Origin of the sequence: Azonexus sp. IMCC34842 (genome assembly GCF_050368855.1) — a bacterium.
GTDB lineage: Bacteria > Pseudomonadota > Gammaproteobacteria > Burkholderiales > Rhodocyclaceae > Azonexus > Azonexus denitrificans_A.
The window spans coordinates 1021226-1040792 of sequence record NZ_CP178449.1 but is presented as its reverse complement, the minus strand read 5'-3'; the positions used below and the strand labels follow the sequence as shown (position 1 = coordinate 1040792).

The following is a 19567-nucleotide window of genomic DNA, read 5'->3' as shown; positions in this document are numbered from 1 at the left end:
GTGCGGGCATTTTGTGCAGTGCGTCAATAGTCGGAGCGAGCATCGCCGTTCATGCCGTTGGCACGTCACCTGCTTAGTCAACGGAACAATGCCCTGCCCGACCGAAAAGCGGCAAGAAAACGGACGGCATTCCCGAAAAACGGCAAAACTTACCGAAAGGAAACAGCATGGATGTCAGAAATGTCGGAGCGCCAATCACCACCTCCCAGCGTCTGGGCTACCGCGAAACGCCGGACAGCGGCTTCTACGCGGCCTATCAAGCCGCCTTCGCGGCGCAAAGCACGCCGACGCAAAACAGTAGCGGCAGCAGCGAGACCAACAGCCGGTCGCTCGCCGACATTCTCGGCAGTACGCATAGCGAACTCGCGGCCCGGCGCGGCGTCAGCACCGAAAGCCAGGCCCTCTATGCCGAGGTGCTGAACAAGGCCTACAGCTCGGGAGGGATCGAAAACGCCCGCGCCTTTCTCGGCACGCTGTCGGCCAAGGAGCTTGATGCCGTGCGCCAGAACCACTGCCTGGCCGAGCGCATCGACACCGGCTCACTGAGCGATGAAGGGGCGCAAAACCTGCTGCTGCCGGAAGGCTACAGCGTCGACCTGAACCATGACGGAATCGACGAGGTGGGCGCCGCCCGAACCATGTCCTTCCCGCCCAAGGATGCGCCGGATGCCTTCAAGGAAGCCTGGTTCCAGGCGACCGCCGGGATGGGCATGGGCGAGATGATGACCTACCAGTTGAGCATGCATATCGCCATCTACGGCCTGGAGGTTGACGGCAAGACTATGGGAACGCAGTACCCTCCCGACAAAATCGACAGCTACCGCCAGGCCGTCGACAACCTGCTGGCCACACTGGAAGCCAACAAGGGGCAGCTCGCCGATGGGCAATACGAACGCGACAAGACTTTCTACAGCAAGCTGCAAAGCCTGCTCGCCGCCTGAACCGCAGCAAAATCGGCCGGCCACGGACGGCGAGCGGGGAAATAAACGTGGCCGGATTTCAGCTGGCGCCCGCCAATGTCCAGTTGCCGACTCTTTTGAGCGCGCCAAAGATTGGCTATGCTGATCGCCCAGCCCACCGGAACCAACCATGTCTGCCACCGCTCCCAGCCGTCGTACCGAGATCAAGCGCAAAGCGCAGCGCGCCCATTACGAAACGCCGACCATCGCCGCCATCATCGATGCCGCTTTCCTCTGCCACATCGCCTTTACGGCGGAGGGCAGCGTCCATTGCCTGCCGACCGCCTGCTGGCGGAGCGGCGAACACCTCTATATCCACGGCGCCAACAACTCGCGGCTGATCAACGCCCTGCTCGCCACGGAATGCTCGGTCTGCATCAGCCACCTCGACGGGCTGGTGCTCGCCCGTTCGGCCTTTCACCATTCGATGAATTACCGCTCGGTGGTGATCTACGGGCAGTTTGCCGCGGTGGATGAAGCATCGGACAAGGCAGCGGCGATGGCCGCCTTTCTCGAACACGTCAGCCCCGGCCGCAACGCCCATGTCCGGGCAGCCAGCCCGGGCGAGCTGGCCGGCACGCGCATTCTCCGCCTGGCACTCAGCGAAGCGGTGGCCAAGGTCCGCAACTGGGGTGCCGAAGACAGCGCCGAGGATATGGACATCCCCGTCTGGGCCGGGGTGATTCCGTTAGCCAGTCAGGCCGGCGCATTGCAACCGGAAGCGGGGAGCGGTCATTTCCCGCCACCGGAACTGCCTTTGGCGCTGGCTGCGCAGCCAGCGCCGGCCGATGACGGTCTCTGACCGGACCAGGCAAGCCGTTTCCCGGGCGCCGGCCCGGGACTACTTTCTCAGCGCACTCCACTGCCCGGCCGACCGGGCGCCGATCAGCGCGACGCCGCCCGAGAGATACGGCCGGGAAAAATCGGCATCGAGCTTGGCGAGATCGGCAGGATCTTTCAGATACACGATGGCCCGGCTTTCCGGATGCCCGGCAAACCAAACCGCGAGTTCATCGCGGCTTATCTGCCGCAGCGGGCGTTCCAGCCGGCCATAGAAACGGTATTGATCGTTATAGGCGCTGACATGAACAAGCTCGACGCCTTGTTTCTCGAACTGACTCAACTTGGCCGCCAGCGGCGTCATGTCGAAGGCCGGACTGACGGGGCGAACCACCAACAACAGCAATACGCTGGTGACGGCCATCGCGAATAGCGCAAGAGTCGCCGGGAGTACGTCGCGGCGCAACCGGCTGACGACAGCCAGGACGAGAGCCAGAACGATCAGCAAGCCGCCGCCGATCGACCAACTCGGCCCGGCGTAGGCGGCGAACCAGTGTTTTCCCACCCATAACGGGAAGGCCAGCAGCGCGCCGCCCAGGCCGGCGACGACGACCGGCAGCAGCCACAAGCCGCCACGCCGCGCCGCGCCCTGCTCCCACCCGGCAGCCAGCAGCAGGGCGACGGCTGGCCATAGCGGAAGAACGTAATGAAACTGTTTGCCACCGGCCAGCGACAGGGCAATGAAGGCGGGAACACTCCAGCAGGCGAGAAAGCGCGTGCCACTGTCGGCTCGCTGACGCCCCTGCCCGATGGCGGCCCGCCAGGCCTGCCGGCTGAGCACAAGCGGGAAGACCAGCACGAGTCCGGCGGCGAAATAGAACCAGATCGGCTGACGGTGCGCCAGCTCGCCGGAGACCCGGCCGGCCACCTGGCCCCACAGGATGGCGTTGCGAAACTCTTCACCGCCAAAAATGGCGGCCGGGATGACCCACAGCAAGGCGATTGCCGCGCCCAGCCCACCGGCCGCCAGCATGCCGCGCCACCAGGCCTTGCCACTGGCTCGTTCGCCCCCCCACCACGGGCCGGCTACCGCGACCGGCAACACGAACAGCAACACGAAAGGGCCTTTGGTCAGCACGCCCAGCCCGAGTCCGACGCCGCACCACAGCCAGCCTCGCCAGCCGCCGCGCCGCCAGACATCGAGCACCCCGCGCAGCGCGAGCAAGGTGAAGGCCGTCAGCAGGACGTCAAACATCACCGAGGTACTGAACAGCAGCCAGTAAATGCCGGTCAGCAACAGCCAGCCGGCGGCCGCCGGCACCTTCTGGCGATCCGGCCAGAGCCGGGCGGCGATCTGCGCCGTGAGCAGCACGCAGGCCAGCGAGGCGAGCGCCGAAATGCTGCGCGGCCACCAGTCATTGACCCCGAACACCGACCAGCCCAAGCCGATCAACCAGAACAGCAATGGCGGCTTGTGATGATAGGGCTGGCCGTTCATGTGCATGATCAGCCAGTCGCCGCCCTGCCATGCTTCCCAGGCAACGCTCAGATAACGGGTTTCGTCGATCGGGATGTCCGGTCGCCCGAACAGCGAGGCGAGCAGCACGACGGCCAGGGACACCCCCCAAAGTGCCGGGTTGGCACGATTAGATGAACGCATGCGGACTACCGGATGACTGCTTTTTATTCAAAACTTCTTCAACCAAATCTGCTCCATCGACGCACCGGTTGCCGGCTCCACTGTTGCAACACTGGCCTGAGGTAATGCCGCCAGAAGCCGGCCAGTCCGAAACCGCACAAGGCACAGCGAAAGAGCAGCGACTCAGGATAACCCATGGCGTCAAAAGGCAAGCTGCAGACGGCCAACGCGGCAAGACAGACGAGTCCCCACTGCACTTTCGGACGCAAGCCCCAGCTCAGGCGAGGAGCCAGAACCAACCCGGCCCAGGCCGCCAGCGAACCGACCAGGGCGCCGGCCAGGACATCAATCGGCCAATGCGCCCCGACGGCAACGCGGGAAAAACTTGCCAGCGCGCCCAGCCCCAGTATCGGCAAGCCCCGTCGCCAACCCAACTGGGCCACCCAGACGGCGGCAAAGGCAAAAATCGTTGCGGCATGACTGGACGGAAAGCCATGCCCCGTGCGGCGCGCGCCAATCACGGTGATCTGGGCGGCATCGAGCACTTCGGCCGGTCGTGGCATGGGAACCGCCAGCTTCAACCCGCGAACAAGCAGCGCAGCGAGCAGCGAGGCAATGACGATAGCCCAGAACACGCGCGGAAAACGCAGAGAGAACGGCAGCAGCAGAGCCAGCAGCATGCGCTCGTCGCCGAGCGTCGTCAGCGCCCCCCAAAACCAGGGCGGCAGCACACCGCTCACCGACTGGGCGGTGAAGAATCCGGCATACCAACCATCGCCCCAAACCAGGATGCCCATAGCCACCGCAAGCAGCAGGCACCAAGTCGGGAGAAAGTCCTGGAACTGCGGACTTTGATTAGCAATGGATGGGCTCTCGATCATGTTCAGTCTCCCGGTCAAAACATGCCTGCGTTTAACAAATAACATAGTGCACACGCCAAATAAATTCCAGCGTAATGCATTGCATTATTTTAAAAACAGGCGATGACACGGGCGTGACAGCCGAGTGAAAACTCCATGACAAGCGGAGGGCCAGCCGGGCTGACTGCTGAACTGCTTTGTCCTATCGGGATCCCGGCCAGCGCGGGAGGCGCTGCTTAGCCGCGCGGATTTTTCACGGTGCCATAGCGGCGTGCCGCATCCACCGCCAGGCCGGCGCCGATGCTGCCGAACAGGTCGCCTTCGATGACGCGCGCCTGCGGCAGCAGTGCCGCGATGCGTCGGCGCAGCAGCGGGATGCCGCTTGAGCCGCCGGTGAAGAAGATGGTGTCGATGCCGTTCGCGGCCAGGCCGGCTTGGGGCAGCAGGCGGGCGACGGCGGCTTCGACGTTGTCAACGAGCATTCCGGTCGCCAGATCAAACTCGGTGCGCGTCAGCAGTTTCTGCTCGCCCGGCGCAAAACGCTCGAGCTGGAGGGTGGCCGTATCCTTGTCGGAGAGCGCAATCTTGGCCTCCTCGACCTGATGCGCCAGCCAATGCCCGGCGCGCTCGCGGATCAGGGCCAGCAGACGATTCAGGCGTTCCGGCTCGATGGCATCGAGGAGCAGGCGCTGCTGTTCGGTCCAGATCTGGCGGGCATAGGCAAAATTGATGGTGTGCCAGGTGGCGAGGTTGAAATAGATGCTCGATGGCATTTCGCGCCCGCCCTTGAGCTGGCTGCGGTAACCGAGCAGCGGCATGACGGTGGACAGGCTCAGCTGGCGGTCGAAATCGGTACCGCCGATATGGACGCCACCATTGGCCAGCACATCGCTCCAGCGCTCGGCAGCGCGAGCCCGTTCCGGGGAAAGCCGGACAATCGAGAAATCGGAAGTACCGCCGCCGATGTCGGCGACCAGCACCACTTCCTCATGAGCCAGCGTGGTTTCGTAGTGAAAGGCGGCGGCGATCGGTTCGTACTGGAAACTCACCTCCGACAAGCCGATGGCCCGGGCGATATCGGCCAGCGTCTCCTCGGCCACGCGGTCAGCCGCCGGGTCGTCATCGACAAAAAACACCGGGCGCCCGAGAACCGCCTGCTCGAAGGCACGCCCGCCTTGCTCCTCGGCGCGCGCCTTCAAAGTGGCGATGAACTGGGTGAGCAGATCGCGAAAAGCGACGACGCTGCCCTGCACATCGGTGCGCCCATCGATCAGGCTGCTGCCCAGCAGGCTCTTCAGCGAACGCATCAGCCGCCCCTCGTAACCGTCGAGATACTCGCGCAGCCCGGCCCGGCCGAAGCTGACCGAACTTTCCTCGGCGTTGAAGAAAACGACCGAAGGCAAGGTCGGCTTACCATCCTCCAGCGCCAGCAGGGTCGGCTGACCGGGCCGCAGCCAGCCGACAGTGGAGTTGGACGTGCCGAAATCGATACCGCAGGCGCGGGCGCAGGAAGAGTGGGACATTGGAGAGCTGTGCGGGAGGGGCGGCGATGCTACGCGGCGCCAGCCCGGCTGTCCAGCGGGAATTCAGATCGATCGATTGGCACGCCCGGTTGCAAGGCTGGACCAATATCGCCGCCGGCCTGCGCACCGAGCGCGGGACGAAAAAATGCACAGGAAGCGGCCTGCCGCGCGCCACCATCGGAGCCGAGGACCACGCAGCATTCAAGCGGAACAAGGCGAATATCGAGCCACCCCAAGCCATCGGCCCGATAGCTCGACCACGAAACGATGCACCCACTCGACATAACAACGCTCAGTCCCTATGCTGCAGCAGTTATAGCGAATCCCCCCTAACGCACCCAAGCAAGGTCGAGGATTGGTTCACTTCCACACCATATCTGCCAACCAAAAAACACTGTGCATAAATGCAGCAGTTCATCTTTAGTAATATGACAAGCACCTTTGGCGGCGCCATGTTCGCCAGCATAGACGACGCGGGTCCGGGATACATGGCGCTCAGGCCGCATATCCCGGCAGCACGCCATATTTCCCCGCCATCCATCCTCGAAAACAATCTGGCCAACTACTCCACAAGCCGCTCCGTTTGGCCTTCTTCGGCTGAAGCGCTGGCAAGGATGGATGGCTGTTTTCCAGAATACATGGCGAAAACGCCATCCGCTTTACGTTAGGTTTTTCTCCAAGAGGCCCCCATGCAAACCGATCCAATCGCAGCAGCCGCACGAGACCGTTTAGGAGCAACCGTAACAATTGCAACCCAGTTGTACGGGCTAACCGCCGCTGTCCGTGCATTGATAACGACTCATCCGGAGCCAGAGAAAATGCATGCCGTTTTTGACCAGTTGATTGGTCAAATGTTTGCGTACCCAGGATTTCTTGCGGCACCTGATCAAGGCGTTGTCCTTCGTGATTTCGCGGCAACCTTATTTCAGCCTCCTGTAGAGCTGTAAACGCGTCCTAAATTTTTTGAGCTGCATTTTCCATCGTGCACTTACCTCCTAAACCTAACATTCCAATCCACCGGACCTCCGGCAAGCTCCGCTTGCCGGAGGTCCGGTGATTTTCAACGTTAGCTTTCACTCTTATTCTTACTGGATACCAAATGGCCAAAGCATCCGCAAAAACCACAAAAACATCATCGCCTCCTATCGCAATGCCCGCCCAAAAACGCGCCTATTTGAAACAGTCGGATGTGCCAATGACGTCATTGGAGTATGCAATGCGTATGCCACAGGCAATACTAGATCACTATGCGGGCAAGTCAGTGTCCCCCCTGCAACTCGCGAAGGCAGTCGAAATGGATCCAAAGGGATCGCAGATTCGGGTTTTGTCTGGCGCAGCGATTGCATTTGGTCTGGTTGATGGTGGGGTACAAGCCACTTCCATCTCGGTCACACCTCTCGCGCGGAGGATTCTGCGTCCAGTCGTCGAGGGCGAGGACATAAAGGCAAAGCGCGAGGCCGTATTACTCCCTAGAGTATTCGGCGATTTCTTGCGCCAGTACGATGGCAACGCATTCCCTCGCCCGGACATCGCTCTCAATGTGCTTGAAGACATGGGGGTACCCCGCGAAAAGGCCGCAGAAGTGCTTGAGCGTATCGACTCAAGCGCGCGTTCGGTTGGATTCATCGAAGAAATTAAAGGCAAGACCTACGTAACGTTGGAAGGGACTGCTTCAACAGAAACCTCCGCCGAAACAGAAGCACCGGAAACCACAACCCCAATTAGAACCGCTTCAGTAACATCGGAGAACACGCCCACGGTTCCTCATTTACCCACAGCTGAAGCCAGAGTTACTGTGCCTCCTCCCGCAATAGAACCTCGCGGCGCAGCACTTTCAGCAGCAATTGCTGATGATCAACGCCGGCGACGAGTATTTATTACGCACGGGAAGAACCGCGATCTTGTTGATCCAATACGAAAACTTCTCGAATACGGAGAGTTGGAACCAGTAATCTCTGTCGAGCGGCAGTCTGTCTCTAAGCCCGTTCCTGAAAAGGTTATGGACGATATGAGAGCCTGTGGCGCTGCAATTATCCACGTCGACGCAGATCGAACTATTATTGATAAAGAAGGTAACGAACACGTACTGCTGAATCCAAACGTTCTTATCGAGATTGGTGCTGCAATGGCGTTTTACGGCCGCCGCTTCATCCTTCTTGTCCGAGATGGTGTCAAGCTCCCTTCAAACCTTCAAGGCTTGTATGAGGTTCGATACACGGGCGACAACCTCGATGCCCATGCGACGATAAAACTTCTGGAAGCGATGAAAGACATCAAAAACCATGCATTACCCACATCCGGCGATGGCGAAAGCTAACCCACCGATCGAGCGGGACTGCCGTCAAGCTGCGCTTGCCGGTTCCCTTCGCTTCGCTCCGGCCGCCCCTCAACTTAGACGTTGGGCGTAACAATGCTTCCTCTTAACGATCTTCGTTGGACTTCATATCGCGGTGGCTATCGCGACATCTACGACGCTTCAAAGGTATTGCGTGGTTTGCTTGAGAGCGAGCCCACAAAGGGGGCTTATCAAGAGTTGTGGGAAGAACTGCACCACCAAGGCGATTTGGGGGAAGCGTCCTATGCTTCGGTGCCTTGGCTCATCGAGATTACTCGCCGCAGTCCGTTACCCGACTGGAACCCTCTTGCCCTTGTTTGCACCATTGAACTTGCCCGGCCAAAGAATCAAGAAGTCCCAGAAGAGCTTCAAGACGGGTATTTCAAATCTCTCCTGAGCATTCCATCGGTTCTAGCTGAAAAGCCATGTCACGTTTGGAACGATCTTTTCACCCAAGTGGCATCTGCTTCACTCGCGCTATCGCGAGGGCATCGCGCTTTTGCTGAGATTTATCTGGAATTCAGCCTAACTGAGGCGAAGAAATGGCTTGCCGAACATTTCGATGTCGAGGAGTCCCAACTTGGCCCGCAATATCTGTAATTCGCCCAACACTGCAATCCACCAGATTGTCAAAAAGCTATGCTTTTTGCCGTCGGCTGAGCTAGCACGTTGGGCTTAGAAATAACATCGTTAGAGCCAGCCAGCCCTTACGGCAATCTGAATTCCGGATGTGGAATGGTCAGTTTTTTGCCGACGGCCCCCGTGTAGAAGACCACCAGCTTCACCGGCTGGTCATTCAGGGCCCGGCCGTTATGGAAGGTGTTCACCACTTCGGCCAGCGCCTCGCCCGGTTTCAGCCGCTTGACCGAACCGTCACGCCGGGTGACTTCCAGCTCGCCTTGCAGGATGTAGGCAAAGGAAGGGACCGGGTGCTCGTGCCAGCCCGTCTCGCCGTTGGCTGCCAATTCGATGATGAAGGCGGTGACCTCACCCTGCCCCTCCGGGTAGACGATCGGCTGGCCATCCCAGGTGCTGGTGGTTTTGAGCAGCGGCGTTACGGTGACGGCGCTGGTAGCGTCCAGCGCATGAACCGGCAGCGCAAGCAGCAAGATCGTGGTGGCAAAGATGGTACGGAATATTTTCGGCATGGCTTCGGGCTATCGGAACAAGAAAGGAAGACCGGCGCAGCGCGCGCCGCGAGCGATCAATTTACCGCCTCTTGCGACCACTGTCGCCTGCTTTGATCAATCCTGGCCGCGCGTCAGGCCGGGTGCTTGCCGGCCTTGCGCAGTACCGCGAGAAACTCGGCAAAGGAGATTTCGCTGACTTTCATGTCGTCCAGCGCATTGCGCAGGTCGAAATTGGACAGATCCTTTTCGCCGGACGCGGTCGCCCTGCCGTTAGCCGGCATGCGGCTGCGGGGTGGAGCGCTGGTTTTGGGATTAAGGAATGCCACGATGCACAACCTGTCGTAATAAGCTTCAACGACTACATGATGCCCGGCCGGTCGCCGGGTGTCTGTGAATGAATTCACGGCCCGCGGCATTCCCTTTTCCCTTGTCTAGACGGCCAGGCCGGCGGCCAGTGCGTCCATCAGCACGCGTACCCGGTGCGGCACATGGCGATTGCTCGGCAGCATGGCGTAGATGCCGAGTTCGGGCACCGGAAACTCGGTCAGAACGGCCTCGATGCGGCCGGCCGCGAGAAAACCGTCGATGATGAAATCGGGCTGCAGTGTAATGCCCAATCCCTGCGCCGCCGCTTCGGTCAGCACATCGCCATTGTTGGCGTGAATGCGGCTGCGTACCGGGAAACTCGCCAGTTGCCCATCGACCATGAACTGCCAGTTCTGCCCGGTGCCGCCCACCGTATAGCCGAGGCACTCGTGATGGGCCAGTTCCGCCGGATGCTGCGGCCGGCCGTGGCGGGCCAGATAATCCGGCGAGGCGACGGCCAGCATGCGGGCGGTGCCGATGCGCCGGGCGATGTCGCTGCCTTCCAGCCGGCGGGTGATGCGAATCGACAGATCGATGCCCTCCTCGATCAGATTGACCCGCCGGTCGCTGTAATCCATGTCCAGACCGACCTCCGGGTAGCGCCGGGAAAACTCGAGGAGCAGCGGCGCCAGCCGTTTCAGGCCGAAGCTGAGCGGCAGGCTGATGCGGATGTTGCCGCGCGGATTGACACGCTCTTCGGCGACATCGGTTTCGGCCGTTTCGACCAGATTCAGGATAACCCGGCATTTTTCCAGATAGGCCGTGCCGGCTGACGTCAGCGACAGGCGGCGGGTACTGCGCGCCATCAGCTTGACGCCGAGGTGCGCTTCGAGCGCGGCGATCTGCCGCGTCACCACCGAACGGGCCAGCCCGAGTTGCTGCGCCACGGCGGCAAAGCTGCCGAGTTCGGCGACCCGGACAAAAAGGTGCATTGCGTCAAGTCGGTCCATTGTTGCAATTCCGGCAATAAACATTTGCCGATTGTCGGCTATTTCGCTGCAAAAAGGAGGACTACAGTACGGTCATCGCATCAGGAGTTACCGCAATGAACCCGACCCCATCCGCTCTCTTCGTCCCCCACGGCGCGCCGACCTTTGCGCTGCGCCCGGGCGCCGCCGGGGCGGCGCTGGTCAGGCTGGCCGGATCGCTGGCCCTGCCCCGCGCCATCGTGATCGTCAGCGCCCATTGGGATACCGCCGTACCGACCGTCGGTTTCGCCGAGCGCCCGGAAACCATCCACGACTTCTCCGGCTTCCCGGACGAATTGTATGCCCTGCGCTACCCCGCCACCGGCTGCCGCGAAGCGGCCAGCGAAGTGGTCGCGGCGATCCGCGCTGCCGGCCTGCCGGTCGTCGAGGATGCCCAGCGCGGCCTCGACCATGGCGCCTGGGTGCCGTTGCGCCTGATGTTCCCGGAGGCCGACGTGCCGGTCATTCCGCTCTCCATCCAGAGCCGCGGCGGGCCGCAGCAGGCTTACCGGCTGGGTCAGGCGCTGGCGCCGCTGGCCGCCCGCGGCTTTCTGCTGATCGCCTCCGGCAACGTCACGCACAACCTGCGCGATTACCAGCTGGCCTGGCGCAACGGCGGTCAGACCCCGGATTATGTGCGGCCGTTTACCGACTGGCTGGCCGATCGCCTGCAAGCTCACGATATCGACGCACTACTCGATTACCGCCGGCAGGCCCCGGACGCCGTCCAGGCCCACCCGAGCGATGAACATTTGCTGCCCCTGTTTGTCGCACTCGGAGCGGGTGGCGACACCGCCCGGGCCGAACGCTTCCACGCCGGGATCGATGATTACGTCATCGCCATGGATGCCTACACGTTTTCGCCGCAACAAGGAGATCGACTGTGACCAACCGCTACACCGCCACCGCCAAAGGTCTGCACTGGCTGATGGCCATCCTGCTTTTCGGCCTGATCGGGCTGGGTTTCTACATGCATGACCTGCCGCTCTCGCCGACCAAGCTGCAACTCTACTCATGGCATAAATGGGCCGGCGTGACGGCATTCCTGCTCGTCTGGCTGCGCCTGTTCTGGCGAGTCACGCACCGCCCGCCGGAACTGCCGGCGAGCATGCCGAAACTGATGCAGCTGGCCGCCCACGCCGGGCACCTGATGCTCTACCTGCTGATGCTCGCCATCCCGCTGTCCGGCTGGCTGATGAGTTCGGCCAAGGGATTCCAGACGGTCTGGTTCGGCGTCTTGCCAATTCCCGACCTGCTGAGCAAAAACAAGGAACTCGGCGACCTGCTGCAGACCGTCCATATGAGCCTCAACCTGCTGTTCGTCGCGGTCATCGCCGGCCACATCGGGGCCGCCCTGAAACATCACTTCATCGACAAGGACGACATCCTGACCCGGATGCTGCCCAAGCACTCTTAGGAGAACGACATGAAAAGAATTGCCCTCGCATTGGCCCTGGCCGCCGCTTTTTCCGCCCACGCCGTCGAATACACCCAGGTCCAGCCCGAGAAGAGCGCCATCAACTTCGTCTACAAGCAGATGGGCGTGGCGGTGGACGGCAAGTTCAAGCGCTTTGCCAGCCAGCTCAATTTCGACCCGGCCAAGCCGGCGGCCGCCAAGGCGACCTTCGATGTCGAGCTGGCCAGCGTCGACACCGGTGCGCCGGAAGGCGACGATGAAGTCGCCGGCAAGCCATGGTTCAACACCAAGGCTTTCCCGACCGCCCGTTTCGTCTCCGGCAGCGTCAAGCCGCTCGGCGGCAACCGCTACGAAGTGGCCGGCCAATTGAGCATCAAGGGCAAGACGCAGGATGTCGTCGTCCCGGCCACCTTCACGGCCCAGGGCAAAACCGGCGTCTTCGACGGCGCCTTCACCATCCGCCGCGCCGATTTCTCGATCGGTGAAGGCACCTGGGCCAAGTTCGACATCGTCGCCAACGACGTCCAGATCAAGTTCCGCATCACCGCTTCAGCCAAGTAACCCCCCGACCCACAACAGGAGAATCACCATGCAAAAATTCAACAAGCTCACTGCCGCCCTCATCCTCGCCGCTGCCGCTGCAGCCCCGGCGATCGCCGCGCCGGAAACCTACGTTGCCGACAGCACCCACACTTTCTCGCGTTTCTCGTACAGCCACTTCGGCTACTCGACCCAGCTCTCGCGCTTCAACAAGAACAGCGGCAAGGTCGTTTTCGACAAGGTCGCCAAGACCGGCGCGGTCGACATCGTGATCGATGCCAAGTCCGTCGATACCGGCTACGACACCTTCAACGAACACATCCAGGGTGAAGACTTCCTCGACACCGCCAAGTACCCGACCGCCACCTTCAAGTCGACCAAGGTCGTCTTCGAAGGCGACAAGCCGGCCAGCATCGAAGGCAACCTGACGATCAAGGGCGTCACCAAGCCGGTGACCCTGACCGTCACCTCCTTCCAGGCCATGCCGCACCCGATGCTGAAGAAGGATGCGATCGGTGCCAACGCCTTTACCGTCATCAAACGCTCCGAATTCAACGCCGGCAAGTACGCGCCTTACGTCGGCGACGACGTGCGCATCGACGTCGCCATCGAAGCGATCAAGGAATAAGCTGCCCTAGCCAACGAAAAACGCCGCCCCGGAATCGGGCGGCGTTTTTTTTTGCCGGCTCGCCGGTCTAGAGCGCGAAATGCTGGCGGACGCGGTCTTCCAGCAAGTGACGGGCAGCATCCTCGTCGCACTCGGCCAGCCGATCGAAAATCTCCCGCGCCATCGGCTGGAAGACGGCCATCACCGCCGGATCGAAATGACTGCCGGTATCCTTTTCAAGAATCCGCATCGCCGCATCGAAACCCATCGGTTCCTTGTAGGGACGCCGCGAACAGAGGGCATCGAAGACATCGGCGACGGCAAAGATACGGGCCGCCAGCGGAATTTCCTTTCCTTTGCTGCGCCGCGGATAACCGCTGCCATCCCACTTCTCGTGATGCCCGGCGACCACCGCATTGGCGCCGTCCAGCCAGCCCATGCCGGTGACGATCTCCTCGCCCTGGCTGACATGCGTGCGCATGATCCCGAACTCCTCGTCGTCGAGCTTTCCGGGTTTGAGCAGGATGCCATCCGGAATGCCGATCTTGCCGACATCGTGCAGGAAGCTGCCGGCGATCAACGACTGCATCGCCGAATCGCGGATGCCCATTTTTTCGGCAATATTGGCCGCCACCCAGGCCACCCGGTAATTGTGCGCGCCGGTATCGGAATCGCGCTTGGCGATGGCGCGGCCGAGCGCGTCCATCATCGAAATATGCGAATCGAGAACCTCCCTCGCCTTGCGCTTGTTGTCTGCCGACAGGCGTACCACCACCGGATAGATGGCCGCCCCGCACAGCAAGGCGGCCAGCCCGGCCATCAGGGCGGCGGACAGCGCGCTGCCGAGCATTTGCTGACGTTGCCAATCGGGAACTACGCGCACCCCCTCGAAATAACCGTCGATCGGTGACTGGCTGCCGTCCGCCATGCGCAGCGGGATAAAGACGCGCATCACCCAGCGCCCGTCGGGCAGTTTCAGACTTTCATAAGACGCGGCGCTATAGGCTGGCCTGGCGTGATGGGGAATGATGCCCTCAACCAGCGTGCCATCGGCAGTCATCGCTTCGGCCAGCTTTTCGCCCTTGCCATCGTAGATTTCGGCAATATCGAACAGACCGCCGGCAATCGTCCCGGCCGCCCGGGTGGCATGCGCCACGGCATCGGGCTGGCGCATCGAGAACACATCGAAATGCCGCACCAGGCGTTGCGACTCCTCCATCGCCAGCAGAACCGTGCTTTCCTCAGCGCTTTCTCGGGCCACGAACCAGGCCACCGGACTGGCCACCGCCGCCAGCAGCAAGCTGACCGTGGCAATCCGCACGGCGGTAAGTCGATTAAATGAGTTCATCCTGTCCACTAACTTGCGCTATTCAAGTAGCCATTATCGGCGCCCAAGCTTAAGCAAGCCTGACCGGCCGAAAACAATGCCCGGCCCGCCGGTCACCGCGCAAAAACCCAGCAAAAACCCGCCACCGCCAAGCCAACAGAGGCCGCCTTCGCGTATCCTGTTCGGTGTTCCAGAGCATCGCTATCGGGAGTAGGAAATGCAGCCACATCAGTGGGATTGGGGTATCAATCAGTGGGTCGAATATCTCAAGGACAAGGACACTCCCGTCCTGCCGAGAACGCGGGCGATCCTGGCGGCCCTGCAGGCGGAAGGCGAAGAAGCGCGCGAACGCATGTCGGCGCTGGACCTGGTCAATATCGTTTATGCCGACCCCTATCTTGCCCTGAAGATCCTGCGCCGCGCCGAGGAGCGCCGCTCCCGGCAACTCGGCCACGACACCACGACACCGCTGGCCGCCATCCTGCAGACCGGCTATGACGAGTTGCAGGCCATCGTCGCAGCCAGCCCGGCTTTCGACGATGTCCTGCCCGGTTGCAATACCTGTGAATTCCGTTCGGTACTGGCCGCCGCCATCGCCCGCGCTTGGGCCAACTGCCGTTCCGACATTTCGCCGGACGAGGTGTCGATGGCCGCCCTGCTGGTCGAAATCGGCGAATTGCTGCTCTGGCATTTCGCCCCCGAGATGACCGACAAGGAAACCCAGGTCAGGGAATGGAACGAACGTTACTGGGCGCTGATGCAGCGCCCCTCGGAAATCGAATTCACCTTCCGCCAGCTGACCATGGCGCTGGCCCAGGCCTGGGAGCTTCCCGGCCTGATCGTCATCCTGATCAAGGGCACCGATACGCCGCGCGCCAATATCGCCCGCCTGGCCGCCGATGCCGCCAAGCTGATCACGATGGATCTCGAACTGCCGGCCGTGCTGAGCCTGCTTCAGGAAGTCCACAAAGTCGTTCCCGGGGCAACCCTCGTCGAACTGGCCGAACCCTTGCCATTGCCCGATGAAATTCGGGCCGAGCTGCTGAAAGCCATCGAATCGGGAGACTCAAATCAAGGAGCCAGCAATGCCTAATTCCTCACTTGACCAGGTCAGTCATGATGAGAAGCTCGCTTTGATCAATGCCTATCTGGCAATACAGAAACGCCTCGACGCCGAGTATCTGGTCAAACTGCGAGCCTCATGGCCGGCCAAGGCGAAACAGCCCGACATGAGGCTCAAGAACTCACCGGTACACGCAGCGGAATATCGCCGTTTGATGATGGTCGTTTTGTCCGAAGCCGGGAAAGTCGACTGGGACAGTCTCACCGAGAAGGAACGGCAAGCCGTGGCAAGATGCACCTGGCAGCTCGTTTCGCATCCCTTGCACCGGCGCCTGATCGCCGAGAAGGGCCTTGACTACGTCTGGGCGACAGTCAGGCAAGGCCCGAAACTCTACGGTCTCGATTAAAGAAACCGCCGAAAAAGGATCATTTGCGCGACGGCGCCGATGGCACGCCGCGCGGTACGCCGCCGGTCGATCCGCCGCGCGGTACTCCATCTGACGAATCAGAAGCAGAACCGCCCCCCGATCCGGAACTTGATCCGGGGAAGCTCAATCCCGCAGGTGAAGCCGGTGGCGGGCTGGACTCGTCCGGCAAGCTCGAGGCACCGGCTTTACTTCGCCGCGCGGCTTCGTTTTCTGCCGCCAAGCGCTCGGCATAGGCCTTCTGTTTATCCAATGCCCGGCGCGCCGCTTCGCTGTCCTGGGTAGACTCGCTCGGACGTATTTTGCTGAACCGCTCCCCATCGTCACACGGCGTGTCCGAAAAAACGATCTCGCCGCCTGACCCGACACATCGGAAAGCCTCCGCGCTGACGGTCGAAACACAGAGAAGCAGCAACACCCCCAATAAATAGCGCATGACAAGCTCCTTTTTGTTTCTTTCAATCTAGACCTGCATGCGCGACTCGGCAACAAAAAAACACCGGGAGAGAGTCGCCAGGTCATCGCTGCATCGGCCGTCGTGAAGTGGATCACGCTACCTGCAGCAGGCGGCGACGCTCGACAACCTCGATGTGCCGCCAAGCTTGGTTAAAATGCACACCCCGTCAATACCTCCGACAAACTCGATGAGCACTACGCCCAACCCCATCGTCGATGCGCTTTCCGCCCTGGCCGACGCCGCCAGCCAGCGGGCCACAGCACGCCTGGCGCAAGATATTTTTGGTGAAGTGTTTCGCCAGGCCCTGACGCCGGATGCCGAGCAACTCGGCAAGGCACTGCGCGAACTTGAAACGCGCTGCATCGAATGGTGCGAGGCCGGTGACAGCGGCGACCGACAGTTGTTACGTCTGGCCATGCTGATCAACGGCCTGGACCAATGGGGGCTGGCCTACACCCAGGCGTTCGAACTCACCGCCATCCCGGCGCTCTCGGCCCTCATCGCCTCCCTGCGCGGTCGCCTGGATCCCCAGTCGGATGCGTTGTTCGGACAATTCTTCGAAGCCATCGAGCAAGGCGAAACCAACGCGGTCGATTTCAAGGTCGATCTGCGCCGGGGCATTCACCTGGCCCTGTGGCATGCCATGCTGGCTTGCGACACGGTGGACGAGGCGCGTGGTCTGGTGAAGCATTTGGGCACCATGCTGCTGGCCGTCAACCAGCGCCTGCCGAAAATCGGCTGGCGGCTGGTGGCCGATGCCCTGGCCCATATGCAGATCGCCCTGCTCGACGACCCGGCCGCCGCGACCGTGGTAGCCAGGGAGAGTACGCAGTTGCTCTTCGAATCGCTGCAGCACGCCCTGCCCGCCGCCCACTACCAGACCATCCTGCGCCATTCGAGCCATGTCGTGATCGCCTGGCAGCAGGCTCGGCGCCCGGACGCCGTGCATTAAGACCGGCTTTCCCGAAGCGGCCGCTTACGGCAGCACGAAACTGCTTTTCTCCTGGACGCGAACGGCCGGGGTGTCCTTGCCGACGATCTCGAAATGGATCGGCTGGATGCCCGACAGCATTCCTTCGCCGGGCGCCGAAACGGTGATCGAGATCGGCCGGATGCTCCCCGGCTCGGCCGAGAACTCTTGTGCCCCGACGATTTCCAGCCCCGGCAGACCGCTGACCGCAATTTTGTAGTGACGCGGTGCGTCGTCGAGATTCATCAATTTCAGCGTGTAGGCATTCTCGATGCGCCCTTCCGGGGTTTCGCGCAGTAGCGCGCCACGGTCGCGCAGCACATCGACCAGCAACAGCGAGCGCTGGTTGAGCGTCCACCCGCCCAGCCCGACAAAAACCAGCAACAGAGCGGCATAGACGCCGACCCGCGGCCGCCCGCCCAGGCCCTGCGGTTTCGCCTGACCGGCCAGCTCCTGTTCGGAGGCAAAACGGATAAGGCCGCGTGGCGCGCCGATCTTGTCCATCACCTGATCGCAGGCGTCGATGCACAGGCCGCAGTTGATGCACTGGTATTGCAGGCCGTCGCGGATATCGATGCCGGTCGGGCAAACCTGCACGCAGATGCCGCAATCGATGCAGTCGCCGATCTGGCCGGCCTGCCGTCCGACATTGCGCGGCTCGCCACGCTGGCGGTCGTAGCCGACATTGGCCGTCGTCGGGTCGAACATGACGCCCTGGAAACGGGAGTAAGGACACATGTGCTGGCACACCGCCTCGCGCGCCAGACCGGCTTGGACGTAGGTAAACGACGCGTAGAAAATCAGCCAGAAGGCTTCCCACGGCCCGGTCGTCAGCGTGAACACCGTCGGCAGCAAATCACGGATCGGCGTGAAGTAACCGACGAAGGTGATCGCCGTCCATAGCGCAATCAGCCACCACAGCCCATGTTTCAGGGTTTTCAGCAGTAGCTTGCGGCCGCTCATCGGGCTCTGATCGAGCTTCAGGCGGGCCAGATGATCGCCTTCGACCTGCGCCTCGATCCAGGCGAAGATCGTCGTGTACACCGTCTGCGGACAGGCGAAGCCGCAGAACAGCCGGCCGGCCAGCGCCGTGACGAGAAACAGGGCGGTCGCCGCGAGGATCAGGACGAAGGCGAGCAGCAAGGCGTCCTGCGGCCAGAGCACCAGGCCAAACAGGTAGAGTTTTTCGTGGGCGATATCGAACAGGATGGCCTGGCGGCTCGCCCCGCCGGTTTCCCAGTTCAACCAGCAAGCGCCGTAGAAAACGATCTGGGTGAACCAGACCAGCGCCCAGCGCAGGCTATTGAACCGGCCATCGATGGCCTTGGCGTGGATTTTTCCCTTCTTGCGGTACAACTCCAGCTTTGCTTCACGAACCTTGCTGACCGGCTTGCTCATGTTTGCCTTCCTGATCGGTGACGGGCGCCAGTAAATCACCGGAGGCAAAACAGGAACAGTTCCAGATTGTTTGATTTTTCATAGGCACAGATTCGAAATCGAGCCGGCAACTGTGCAGGTTGAAAACTTTGATGTCTGTCGCTGTGATTCTTTTCCGATACTGAAACAATGGCGGCATCCAATCACGAGTCTGCAGCCATGACGGCCATCGCCATTCCCGCCCCCGAAACGCCGCAAGAATCATCCGGCCGGGGGCGCATTCCCGGCAACAAGGGCATCTGGGTCGGCATCACCTGCGAGTTCATCGAATTTCTCGTGCTGTTCATCGTCTATTTCGTTGCCCGTGCCCACTTTCCGGAATCTTTCGAGCAGGGGGCCGAACGACTGTCGCGGCTGTCCGGCACGCTGATCACGCTGCTGATGGTCACCAGCAGCTTCTTCATTGCCTGCTCGGTGACGACGATGCGCGCCGGCCAGCGCCGCCGTTCGGTGTACTGGCTGATCGCCGGACTGGTCGTCGCGCTCGGCTATCCGATCGCCAAATACCTCGAAATCCGCTGGAACCTGGCGCACGGGATCAACGGCGAGTCGGGCATTTTCTTCACCGTCTATTACTACCTGACCTTCAACCACCTGGTACACGCCATGTGGGGCATTCTCGGCATTCTCTGGGTGCTCGCCCGGCATCTGGCCGGCGGCTATTCGGCCGAGGATTACAGCGGCCTCGAATCGCTGGCCAGCTACTGGCACGCCACCGACATCATCTGGCTGATCATCTTCCCCTTCTTCTACGTACTGGCCTGA

23 protein-coding genes are annotated in these 19567 nt (G+C 61.5%); 14 read left to right on the top strand and 9 right to left on the bottom strand.

Annotated elements, in window-relative coordinates; all coding sequences use genetic code 11:
* The first annotated feature begins 167 nt into the window (after positions 1 to 167).
* Together ACLIKD_RS04835 and ACLIKD_RS04830 are read left to right on the top strand one after the other, a co-directional pair.
* Positions 168 to 941, top strand: a complete 774-nt coding sequence (locus ACLIKD_RS04835) for a hypothetical protein (RefSeq protein ID WP_428827394.1) — start codon at positions 168 to 170, stop codon at positions 939 to 941.
* A gap of 148 nt (positions 942 to 1089) precedes the next feature.
* Positions 1090 to 1761 carry a pyridoxamine 5'-phosphate oxidase family protein gene (locus ACLIKD_RS04830; protein ID WP_428827393.1) on the top strand — a complete coding sequence of 224 codons (672 nt, stop codon included), beginning with the start codon at positions 1090 to 1092 and terminating at the stop codon, positions 1759 to 1761.
* A gap of 39 nt (positions 1762 to 1800) precedes the next feature.
* Here ACLIKD_RS04830 and ACLIKD_RS04825 read toward each other — a convergent pair whose 3' ends face one another.
* The 3 genes from ACLIKD_RS04825 to ACLIKD_RS04815 all read right to left on the bottom strand — a co-directional run bounded on the left by ACLIKD_RS04825 (position 1801) and on the right by ACLIKD_RS04815 (position 5761).
* Positions 1801 to 3399, bottom strand: coding sequence for an ArnT family glycosyltransferase (locus ACLIKD_RS04825; protein ID WP_428827392.1), 1599 nt, complete (start codon positions 3397 to 3399; stop codon positions 1801 to 1803).
* Positions 3400 to 3437: 38 nt separating this feature from the next.
* The gene (locus ACLIKD_RS04820; RefSeq protein WP_428827391.1) at positions 3438 to 4259 is read right to left on the bottom strand and encodes a phosphatase PAP2 family protein; all 822 of its coding nucleotides are present in this window, start codon (positions 4257 to 4259) and stop codon (positions 3438 to 3440) included.
* Positions 4260 to 4474: 215 nt separating this feature from the next.
* Positions 4475 to 5761, bottom strand: a complete 1287-nt coding sequence (locus ACLIKD_RS04815; RefSeq protein WP_428827390.1) for an Hsp70 family protein — start codon at positions 5759 to 5761, stop codon at positions 4475 to 4477.
* Between the two features lie 404 nt (positions 5762 to 6165).
* Between ACLIKD_RS04815 and ACLIKD_RS04810 the strand changes: the two genes are divergently transcribed.
* From ACLIKD_RS04810 to ACLIKD_RS04795, 4 genes are all read left to right on the top strand, one after another.
* A complete protein-coding gene (locus ACLIKD_RS04810; RefSeq protein ID WP_428827389.1) occupies positions 6166 to 6429 on the top strand; it encodes a hypothetical protein in 264 nt (87 codons plus the stop codon).
* 21 nt (positions 6430 to 6450) lie between these two features.
* Positions 6451 to 6708 carry a hypothetical protein gene (locus tag ACLIKD_RS04805; protein WP_428827388.1) on the top strand — a complete coding sequence of 86 codons (258 nt, stop codon included), beginning with the start codon at positions 6451 to 6453 and terminating at the stop codon, positions 6706 to 6708.
* A 152-nt stretch (positions 6709 to 6860) separates the two neighbouring features.
* A complete protein-coding gene (locus ACLIKD_RS04800; RefSeq protein ID WP_428827387.1) occupies positions 6861 to 8078 on the top strand; it encodes a TIR domain-containing protein in 1218 nt (405 codons plus the stop codon).
* A 93-nt stretch (positions 8079 to 8171) separates the two neighbouring features.
* Positions 8172 to 8696 (top strand): hypothetical protein, encoded by a 525-nt coding sequence (locus tag ACLIKD_RS04795; RefSeq protein ID WP_428827386.1) that lies wholly within the window; start codon positions 8172 to 8174, stop codon positions 8694 to 8696.
* A gap of 107 nt (positions 8697 to 8803) precedes the next feature.
* On the opposite strand, the gene ACLIKD_RS04790 is transcribed toward ACLIKD_RS04795, so the two are convergent.
* From ACLIKD_RS04790 to ACLIKD_RS04780, 3 genes are all read right to left on the bottom strand, one after another.
* The gene (locus ACLIKD_RS04790; RefSeq protein WP_428827385.1) at positions 8804 to 9244 is read right to left on the bottom strand and encodes a cupin domain-containing protein; all 441 of its coding nucleotides are present in this window, start codon (positions 9242 to 9244) and stop codon (positions 8804 to 8806) included.
* Positions 9245 to 9357: 113 nt separating this feature from the next.
* The gene (locus ACLIKD_RS04785; protein WP_226419167.1) at positions 9358 to 9507 is read right to left on the bottom strand and encodes a hypothetical protein; all 150 of its coding nucleotides are present in this window, start codon (positions 9505 to 9507) and stop codon (positions 9358 to 9360) included.
* Between the two features lie 150 nt (positions 9508 to 9657).
* Positions 9658 to 10542, bottom strand: a complete 885-nt coding sequence (locus ACLIKD_RS04780) for a LysR family transcriptional regulator (protein ID WP_428827384.1) — start codon at positions 10540 to 10542, stop codon at positions 9658 to 9660.
* A 95-nt stretch (positions 10543 to 10637) separates the two neighbouring features.
* Between ACLIKD_RS04780 and ACLIKD_RS04775 the strand changes: the two genes are divergently transcribed.
* From ACLIKD_RS04775 to ACLIKD_RS04760, 4 genes are read left to right on the top strand one after another with little or no spacing between them, the layout of a single operon-like run.
* Positions 10638 to 11447: a DODA-type extradiol aromatic ring-opening family dioxygenase gene (locus ACLIKD_RS04775; protein ID WP_428827383.1), complete on the top strand. Its 810-nt coding sequence runs from the start codon at positions 10638 to 10640 to the stop codon at positions 11445 to 11447.
* A complete protein-coding gene (locus tag ACLIKD_RS04770) occupies positions 11444 to 11977 on the top strand; it encodes a cytochrome b (protein ID WP_428827382.1) in 534 nt (177 codons plus the stop codon). The genes ACLIKD_RS04775 and ACLIKD_RS04770 overlap by 4 nt, the downstream gene beginning before the upstream one ends.
* 9 nt (positions 11978 to 11986) lie before the next feature.
* Positions 11987 to 12538, top strand: a complete 552-nt coding sequence (locus tag ACLIKD_RS04765) for a YceI family protein (protein WP_428827381.1) — start codon at positions 11987 to 11989, stop codon at positions 12536 to 12538.
* A gap of 28 nt (positions 12539 to 12566) precedes the next feature.
* Positions 12567 to 13145, top strand: a complete 579-nt coding sequence (locus ACLIKD_RS04760; protein ID WP_428827380.1) for a YceI family protein — start codon at positions 12567 to 12569, stop codon at positions 13143 to 13145.
* A 67-nt stretch (positions 13146 to 13212) separates the two neighbouring features.
* Here ACLIKD_RS04760 and ACLIKD_RS04755 read toward each other — a convergent pair whose 3' ends face one another.
* Positions 13213 to 14472, bottom strand: a complete 1260-nt coding sequence (locus tag ACLIKD_RS04755; RefSeq protein WP_428827379.1) for an HD-GYP domain-containing protein — start codon at positions 14470 to 14472, stop codon at positions 13213 to 13215.
* A 196-nt stretch (positions 14473 to 14668) separates the two neighbouring features.
* On the opposite strand from ACLIKD_RS04755, the gene ACLIKD_RS04750 reads away from it, so the two are divergent.
* Positions 14669 to 15544, top strand: coding sequence for an HDOD domain-containing protein (locus tag ACLIKD_RS04750; RefSeq protein WP_428827378.1), 876 nt, complete (start codon positions 14669 to 14671; stop codon positions 15542 to 15544).
* Positions 15537 to 15920 (top strand): hypothetical protein, encoded by a 384-nt coding sequence (locus ACLIKD_RS04745; RefSeq protein ID WP_428827377.1) that lies wholly within the window; start codon positions 15537 to 15539, stop codon positions 15918 to 15920. Before ACLIKD_RS04750 ends, ACLIKD_RS04745 begins: the two co-directional genes overlap by 8 nt.
* 19 nt (positions 15921 to 15939) lie before the next feature.
* Here ACLIKD_RS04745 and ACLIKD_RS04740 read toward each other — a convergent pair whose 3' ends face one another.
* A complete protein-coding gene (locus tag ACLIKD_RS04740) occupies positions 15940 to 16374 on the bottom strand; it encodes a DUF4124 domain-containing protein (protein WP_428827376.1) in 435 nt (144 codons plus the stop codon).
* 208 nt (positions 16375 to 16582) lie between these two features.
* On the opposite strand from ACLIKD_RS04740, the gene ACLIKD_RS04735 reads away from it, so the two are divergent.
* Positions 16583 to 17347 carry a hypothetical protein gene (locus ACLIKD_RS04735; protein WP_428827375.1) on the top strand — a complete coding sequence of 255 codons (765 nt, stop codon included), beginning with the start codon at positions 16583 to 16585 and terminating at the stop codon, positions 17345 to 17347.
* 24 nt (positions 17348 to 17371) lie between these two features.
* Here ACLIKD_RS04735 and ccoG read toward each other — a convergent pair whose 3' ends face one another.
* The gene (gene ccoG, locus ACLIKD_RS04730) at positions 17372 to 18763 is read right to left on the bottom strand and encodes a cytochrome c oxidase accessory protein CcoG (RefSeq protein ID WP_428827374.1); all 1392 of its coding nucleotides are present in this window, start codon (positions 18761 to 18763) and stop codon (positions 17372 to 17374) included.
* A 198-nt stretch (positions 18764 to 18961) separates the two neighbouring features.
* Here ccoG and ACLIKD_RS04725 point away from each other — a divergent pair, with 198 nt between their 5' ends.
* On the top strand, positions 18962 to 19567 hold the full coding sequence (locus ACLIKD_RS04725; RefSeq protein ID WP_428827373.1) for a cytochrome c oxidase subunit 3 family protein: 606 nt from the start codon (positions 18962 to 18964) through the stop codon (positions 19565 to 19567).